We start from the raw sequence: 8353 nt of genomic DNA, 5'->3' as shown, positions 1-8353 counted from the left end.
GCCAGGTGCGGTGAAAGTCGCACGCCTGGATCGAACAGAGAGGGGCGCTGGGTAATACCAGCCCTCGACTCTAACCGGACGCGATGGTGATTGGGTGGTCGTGCGGGTTTGCCAGTTCGCCAGCTTCGATACTGACGAGCGGATTGTAGTATGTTACTGCCAGTATCAACCAATCGATGCTCAATGGGAAGAATTGCGACGCGGCGCTTCTGTTGATGAAATATTGGCAGCTTCGCAACAGCCAGCATGAGGTCGATTGTGACGATTCGCATTAGTTAAGTAAATTAGCGCAGCAGGTACGGTAGACTCTCGATTACGCTATTGCCCAGTCGTTGTGCGAGATGCAGTTGCAATTGCTTTGTTCGATCGCATGAAACCGATCGAGGTGTCTGTTAATTAGCAGCTCAAGGGCATCAGCAGTTAGAGGCTCGGAGAAGTAATACCCTTGACCGCGATCGCATCCCAGTACTCTCAGTTGCGATAGCTGTTCGGCAGTTTCGACTCCTTCGGCAGTTACGCTTAAGTGTAGCGCCTTGGCAAAAGCAATTACAGCATGGACGATCGCGGTATCTTCACGATTATGCCCCAGACCCTTGATGAAGGAGCGATCGATCTTCAGAGTGTCTACAGGAAAGCGTTTTAGGTAACTCAGAGCGGAAAAACCTGTCCCGAAATCATCGATCGCCAGCCGTAGCCCCAAATGTTTCAGCCGATATAATGTGGCAATGGTCGTGTCCCCCTGCTCCATCATCATACTCTCTGTAATTTCCAGCTTTAAGCTCTGAGGGTTAAGACCAGTTTCATTGAGGATGTGGGCAATTTTATCCACAAATTGGGGTTGTTGGAACTGTTTCGCCGAAAGGTTCACACCTACCACCAAGGGGGGATTGTCGGGGTACTCCAATTGCCAGTCTCTTGCTTGTCGGCAAGCTGTTTCCAAAACCCACTGTCCAATAGGCAAGATCAAGCCCGTTTCTTCTGCTAGGGGGATAAACTTAGCAGGCGAGATCAGACCGATGCGCGGGTGTTCCCAGCGGATCAGCGCTTCCACTTCGCCGATGTTGCCGTTGTCCAATTGCAGTACTGGTTGGTAGAAAAGCCTGAACTCTTGGCGCTCGATCGCACGTCGCAAATCGGTTGCTAGCTGCAATAGCTCAAAGGCACGAGAGTCCATGTCTGGTTTGAATAAGGTATAGCGGGATTTACCGCTTTTTTTGGCCTCGTACATGGCCGCATCGGCATTACGCAGGAGATCGTCGCAACGCTCATAACCAGAATTGCTTAAGGCAATCCCAATGCTGCTGCTGATGAACACTTCCCGCTTTTCTAAGTTAAATGGAGTTTGTAGCTGTTCTATAATCCGTTCTGCTATGTATGTGGCATCGCTCTGTTCAGTTATGTCTTTGAGCAAAATGGTGAATTCGTCGCCGCCGAAACGGGCGACTGTATCGACCGATCGCAAACAGGATTTGAGGCGTTGACTCACGCCAATGAGCAGCTGGTCTCCCGCTTTGTGTCCGAGGCTATCGTTGATCACTTTAAAGCCGTCCAAGTCCAGAAACAGCACTGCAACTGAGGATCGACCTCGATCCGCGCCAGTCAAAACCTGCTCTAGTTCGTTCATAAATAAGGCGCGGTTTGGCAGTTTAGTCAAGGGGTCGTGGAATGCCTGATGGGTCAATTCGGCCAGTTGGATTTCCAATTGCTGGGCTAGGTAGTTGATCGCTGCGGCTAAGTCGTTGAGTTCGTGAATTTTACCTGATGCTACCCGTCGATGGTAGTTTCCCCGCAGGATGTCTTCGGTGGCGGCGATCGTGACTTTTAACGGTTTGGCAATATCTTGCGCCAGCACTAAGAGGAACCACAACATCGCGATAATCAGCACTCCAGAGCCAATTAAGGCGATCGCATTGCGCTGGTTGGACGCGACAACTAAATCCTTTGTGGGAACCAACGCTACAAGTAAGCCATTGTTGGCTAGGGGTTTAGCTGTGAGGTGGAAGTTGTAGCGAGCAAAGTCTTGGTTGAGTTTGTTTAGCCTCTCCCCTGTTAGCTGGGACTTATCCAGCAAGCGCCTCAAGTCAGGTTGGGTTAGAGTGCTGCCGATCGGAATGCTTTGTGGCAATAACGCTAATTCTACACCATCACTTTTGTCGATCGGGTTTAGGTCTTTTTCCTTGAGTCTAGCTTCTACTAAGATTACTCCGATCGTGCCTTGGGGTTCTTTAATTGGGGCTGAAGCCAATACTATTAGTGCTTCCCCATTTACCAATTCTGTAGATTCTGTTAATCCAGATAAAGCAGTTTTGAGTAGGGGTGCGGCGATCGTCGGAGCTAATTTTTCCCCTAGATGCAGGATTTCGCCACCGTTCCTGTCATATATATGAATATCTCCCAGCTTCAGCTTGGTTTGTAGGGGTGTGAGCATTTGCGATAAGGCATTCTTGTCGCCTTTTTTCACTGCTGTAGCTAAGTCCTTCCTTGAGGCTAGTAGCTCGGCAACAATTTCTTTGGACTTTCGTCTCTCCTGTACAGAATTCGCGATTCCTTCCAGCACGGTGACTCCCCGCCTGTTGACCAAAAGTTCTGCTTGTCTGGCGATCGAGAAGTTGCTGAAGATGCTCTGGCTGACCGCCGCCGCCAATACCAAGCTAATCGGCACTAACAGGCGAGCTTGAAGCCCCCAGGAACGAGGTTCACTTTTTAACGGGAGCATAGCTGTAAGCCTCCATACTTTTCGGCCAACTGAATGTTATATTCCAGGGATAGGGTATAAATGTCTGGAACGAATATCTAATGCTGACACTGTTTAAGACTATTAAGTACAACAAAGTAAGCTGTCTTTTTAGACGGCCATATCACTATTTAGTTAATATGCAAAATAATCTAAAAAAATGCCAAATTTTGAATTATTTTTATAATTTACTATATGAAATCTAAAATATGGGGTTTTCGCTATTGCCTTCATCAAATCTTTAAGAAAACGTAGATTTGTTTAATACTTTCTTTTTAATTTTGGCGTAAAACTGCCGCGCACTTAGAAACCCGGTTTCTGGATGTTAAGTTTATTTACGCTCACCTACTTATCGCAACCGCCAGGGCGGTTAGAACGTACTAAAACGCTAGAACGAATTCACAGAAAGCATTTGAATTTTGACTTTTGCTATACTCTATCTTTAAGTTAAAAATGTGAAAAAGTCGGGAATAAGACTGTTGCCATTGTTGGTTAAATTTTTACCGCACATGAAAACAGATGTACCCAGATGTAGGCTGCACCTACATCTGGGTACGCAGATAAGAATAAAAACAGGAATTTTTTAGATAACTGATGCAACCGGACATGATATCATATCATGTCCGGTTGCATCGGTAGCGTAAGCGTGATGCGAGAAATTGTCTGTTGTCATCGAGGGTTAAATTTTTACCACAGATGAAGACAGATGAACACAGATGAACACAGATAAGAGAGTTATTTTTTTAGACTACCGATGCCACCGGACATGATAAGCTGCTACGCATTTAATTTGTATGTTTAGCGGGAGTGGGAGAGTGGGGGAGTGGGGGAGTGGGAGAGGAATTGAAGGTTTGATTGCCGGATTAGAAATATCCGAATTAGATGCGTGTTAGCTTATGAGTGGGGATTTTAGATTTATTTAAATCTGAAATATGAAATTTTCTCCCTCTTCCCTCTTCCCTCTTCCCTCTTCCCTCTTCCCTAGCCCCTAGCCCCTAGCCCCTCTTACTAAATGCCGTGGCTTTTACCAATTACCCAATGGCGACGGAAAAATCGGGCTAGGGCAGATTCCTTGAAAGATAAATAGATGGGGCGACCGTGGGGGCAGGTGCGCGGATGACGGGTACGCTGCCATTGTTCTAAGATGGTCTGCATCTGTTGCAGTGTAAGAGGTGTGCCGTTGCGGATGGCACTGCGGCAGGCAACAGCGACTTGCGCGGTTTGCAAGTCTCCCCCTAAACTGAGTTCTAGGAGGGCGTCTGCACAATCTTCTCGTTGGGCTAGTAGTGCTGGTGCGTTGCGTACTGCCCACATTTGTTCGCCGAAGAGTTCTATTTCTAAACCGATGCGTTGGAGTTGTTGGACTTGGTTATCGCAGAGATTTGTGAGAACGATCGGAGGTTGAAGGGGTACGAGTTGCCAACGATCGCACAATTGCTCGTATAATACTCTCTCGTGCGCGATGTGCTGTTCTATTAACCAAACTCCAGCGGGATGTTCCGCGACAATATAAGTGTTGTGGATTTGGGCGACGACACGCAGTTCGATCGACCCCATCTCATTTTGACTTGATGGAGTTGGTTCAATGGAACGATTGACGCTGTAAGCAGTTTTGTTTTCTGCTGCTGTGAGTAATTTGCCCATTCTCTCGCTGTGGACTGCTTCTGGTAGATTGGCTGGACTGATTTGTAATGCTTGTCCGATCGCGTGAGTAATTTGTTCCTGCCAGTAATTCATGGAGTGCAGGTAGATTTCTGCTTTGGCGGGATGGCGATTCCAGTCAATTAAATCGGGGGAAATCTGAAGGTGGAGGAAACAGACGGGGTAGCGATCGCGCGGTAATGTGCGTTGAAAAGATGCTAATATAGCTTGCTCAAGTTCCGCAGACTTCACCATTCGTCCATTAGTGGCAACTCGCACCCAGTCGGGACGGCGGCGATGGCACCTGTCTGGCAATCCCAACACTAATTCTAACCACTGAGTTGGAGAATTGGTAATTGGTAATTGTGAAAACTCTTTCCCAGTCCCCAGTTCCACTTTCAACTGCTGCAAGTCGGTCAAATGCACATCGCGTAAGATTTGGGGGAGAATTTGCTGTGCGGTTTCGCCGGGACTGATGATAAACCATTGGCGATCGTTTTGCTGTACTTGCCAGGTAATGTGAGGATGGCAGATGGCGATTTGGTGAATAGTAGCTTGTACCGCTTTCAATTGTTGTGCGGGTGGCGGTAATCCCTGGCGGCGAACAGTCCACGTACCGAATAGATTAGCGGCGGTGACGATCGTTCCAGGTGCGATCGCAATTGCTTCTTCTACCACTGGTTCCCCCAGAGCATCATACACAATTCGCCACCCTTCACCACCATCAAGCGATCGACTGCAAATCTCTAATTCCGACAGTTGCGCTAAACTGTGCAATGCTTCGCCGCGAAACCCCAAACTGGTAATCTTCCACAAATCCTCGCAACGACGGATTTTGCTAGTGCTGTGGGGAGTTCCGGCGAGTCGCAAGTCCTCTAAGTCCATACCAACACCATTATCTGCTACTCGCACTCGCCATTGTTCCGGCCAGAGAGATATGGCGATCCGCGTTGCACCCGCATCGAGGGCGTTTTCTACCAGTTCTCGCACAACAGCTGCTATACAGTCAATCACCTCACCGGCGGCGATGAGATGCACTACTTCGGCGGGTAGGGGTTGAATAGGGGAAGGCATAAGATCTAGTTTAGGAGAGCAGGCAACTTTCAATGCAAGAAGATCCAAAAATGCGTCATCATTATGAGTGGAATAAAACATCTTACAATACAAAGCGATGTCTGGAGATTTATTAAAGGTTTTTCAGGAAGCTTATCGAAATTTGGAACTTCTGCCACTATTGGAGCAGAGGGAATTAGATAAATTCAGGGTAGATTATGGTAGAGAAATTATTGAAGAATTAGAGCAGTTGGTTGAAGATAGTCCTTCTGGTGATGGGAAGATTATTTTCACGGGACATCGCGGTTGCGGTAAGTCTACATTATTGGCTGAGTTTGCTCGTTGGTTAGATAACCGATACTTTGTGGTTTCTTTTTCTATCTCCGACACAATTGAAATGTCGGATATCAACCATATTAACATCCTATTTGCCATCGCGGTTAACTTAATGTACGAAGCGGAAAAACAGCAAGTAGAGATACCGCCAGCAAACAAAAATGCTATACATAAGTGGTTTGCCAGTAAAACTCGCATAGAAGAAGAAAAATTCCAAGCTGAAACTTCCGTAGGCTTCGATTTATTCAAAATTATTAGCGGCAAGCTGAAAGCAGATGCTGTTGTTCGCCAGGAAATCAAGCAAGAGTTTGAGAGGAAGGTTTCCGACTTAGTAGCGCGAATCAATGAAATCGCTGCTATTATTCAGGTTGCCAGTAAAAAAGAGGTTTTGGTTATTATCGATGACTTGGATAAGCTAGAGTTAGCGCGAGTTGACGAAATTTACCGCGATAACATCAAGGCTCTCTGCTTACCTGGATTTCGGATTATTTACACGATACCTATTGCTGTTTTGCGAGACAAGTTTCTTCGACCTCTGATTGAGACAGAAACGAATGACCAAATAGTCGTGATGCCTGTCCTGAAGTTGTTTGAGAAAGGAGAAAGCCGCCTACCTAATCCAGCTATCCGCATGGAGGCTAAAGATATTTTATGTCAAATTCTAAATAAGCGCATATCAAGTCAGCTATTAGAACCGCAGACGGCAGAAAAGATGGTTTTAATGAGTGGCGGTGTGCTGCGGGAATTGATTCGCATTGCCAATGAATGTTGCAGGATTTGTCTGCGATTAATCAGGCGGCAACCCGCTCAAACTGCTATGATGATTGATGATGCGATTTTAGATAAAGCAGTTAATGGTATCCGCAATGATTTTGCCATTCCTTTAGGTAAGGTTGATTATGAAATCTTGCATAAGACGTATCAACAATTTACACCGGATGACCCAAAGCAGCCAGAGTTTTTAGACTTGCTACATGGGTTGTATGTTTTGGAGTATCGCAATCGTCAAAATTGGTACGATGTTCACCCGATTGTAATTGAGCTATTGAGAGAACAGGGGTTGATATAATGATATCCCAAGAGATGGCAGAGCCGCAAGATAAAAATCAAGAAAACTATGAAGATTTGCTAGTTACTATTGAGGCTAGTCAGGGAGTATTATCTTTATTGATTGCTGTTTGCGACGATAGTAATTTTCGGGATCGGATAATTGCACGCTATGAAGCTGAACTAGGGTCAGATATTCGTAATTATCGGGTAGAATTGCCCAGAGGCGAACCGAGTATTAGGGCTGCTATTGCGGAAGTAGTGCAAGCAGATGAGTATCTGCAAAATGGTGGCAAAGCAGTATTGACGGTGACGGGTGCAGAGAAACTATATTTTCTTAAATTAGGGGCTGAACGTTCGGAACAGGAGATTTTTTTCGGTTATTTGCAGTGGACGCGAGAAGCATTGCGAGAGTTTCCTTATCCTATTGTGATTTGGGTGACTAATCAAATCTTAATTAACTTGATTAAAAAAGCTCCAGACTTTTGGAGTTGGCGCAAGGGTGTGTTTCGGTTTGAGTCGAAAAAGACTGCTTTAATTACAGGTAAGGAAATTGCCCCATTACGGTTATTTTTGGATATGGACGAATCACCTAAAAATGATGACGATCCATACTTTCTGTCGGTAGAAGATTTGCAACAACTGATTCAAAAGATTGAAGGGGAACGAGGTGATGAAGATCCTCTCTTGGCTACCTTATACGCGAGAATAGGTGATATTTACAAGAGAAGACTGCAAAGGGGTGAGGCTCAAGATTATCAAAAAGAACAAGAACTGGCAATAGAGTATTTTCGCAAGGCTGTTGCTTTACAAAAAAAACTTGGTTTAGAAACAGATTTATCAGACAGTCTGAACAATCTGGCATATCTCTACGAATCCCAAGGAAGATACAGCGAAGCAGAACCGCTGTATTTGCAAGCTTTGGAATTGAGAAAACGCTTGTTGGGAGATGAACATCCCGATGTCGCCGCAAGTCTGAACAATCTGGCATATCTCTACGAATCCCAAGGAAGATACAGCGAAGCAGAACCGCTGTATTTGCAAGCTTTGGAATTGAGAAAACGCTTGTTGGGAGATGAACATCCCGATGTCGCCTCAAGTCTGAACAATCTGGCAAATCTCTACTATTACCAAGGAAGATACAGCGAAGCAGAACCGCTGTATTTGCAAGCTTTGAAATTGATAAAACGCTTGTTGGGAGATGAACATCCCGATGTCGCCTCAAGTCTGAACAATCTGGCAAATCTCTACTATTACCAAGGAAGATACAGCGAAGCAGAACCGCTGTATTTGCAAGCTTTGAAATTGATAAAACGCTTGTTGGGAGATGAACATCCCGATGTCGCCACAAATCTGCACAATCTGGCAAATCTCTACTATTACCAAGGAAAATACAGGGAAGCAGAACCGCTGTTATTGCAAACTTTGGAATTGACAAAACGCTGGTTGGGAGATGAACATCCCAATGTCGCCACAAATCTGCACAATCTGGCAAATCTCTACTATTACCAAGGAAAATACAGGGAAGCAGAACCGCTGTTA

At 45.7% G+C, this 8353-nt stretch carries 5 protein-coding genes; 2 read left to right on the top strand and 3 right to left on the bottom strand.

Annotated elements, in window-relative coordinates:
* From LAY57_RS22375 to mutL, 3 genes are all read right to left on the bottom strand, one after another.
* Window positions 1–272: hypothetical protein (locus LAY57_RS22375; protein WP_249069067.1), on the bottom strand; the 272-nt coding region annotated here is incomplete at its 3' end.
* 41 nt (window positions 273–313) lie between these two features.
* Window positions 314–2716, bottom strand: coding sequence for a putative bifunctional diguanylate cyclase/phosphodiesterase (locus LAY57_RS22370; RefSeq protein ID WP_249069066.1), 2403 nt, complete (start codon window positions 2714–2716; stop codon window positions 314–316).
* Between the two features lie 1026 nt (window positions 2717–3742).
* Window positions 3743–5449: a DNA mismatch repair endonuclease MutL gene (gene mutL / locus LAY57_RS22365; protein ID WP_249069065.1), complete on the bottom strand. Its 1707-nt coding sequence runs from the start codon at window positions 5447–5449 to the stop codon at window positions 3743–3745.
* Window positions 5450–5546: 97 nt separating this feature from the next.
* On the opposite strand from mutL, the gene LAY57_RS22360 reads away from it, so the two are divergent.
* A complete protein-coding gene (locus LAY57_RS22360) occupies window positions 5547–6833 on the top strand; it encodes an ATP-binding protein (protein WP_249069064.1) in 1287 nt (428 codons plus the stop codon).
* Window positions 6833–8353: tetratricopeptide repeat protein (locus LAY57_RS22355; protein WP_249069063.1), on the top strand; the 1521-nt coding region annotated here is incomplete at its 3' end. The genes LAY57_RS22360 and LAY57_RS22355, both read left to right, overlap by 1 nt.

Origin of the sequence: Argonema antarcticum A004/B2 (assembly GCF_023333585.1) — a bacterium.
Classification (GTDB): domain Bacteria; phylum Cyanobacteriota; class Cyanobacteriia; order Cyanobacteriales; family Aerosakkonemataceae; genus Argonema; species Argonema antarcticum.
Note: the sequence above shows the minus strand (reverse complement) of the source record. Positions and strands in the feature narration are given on the sequence as shown.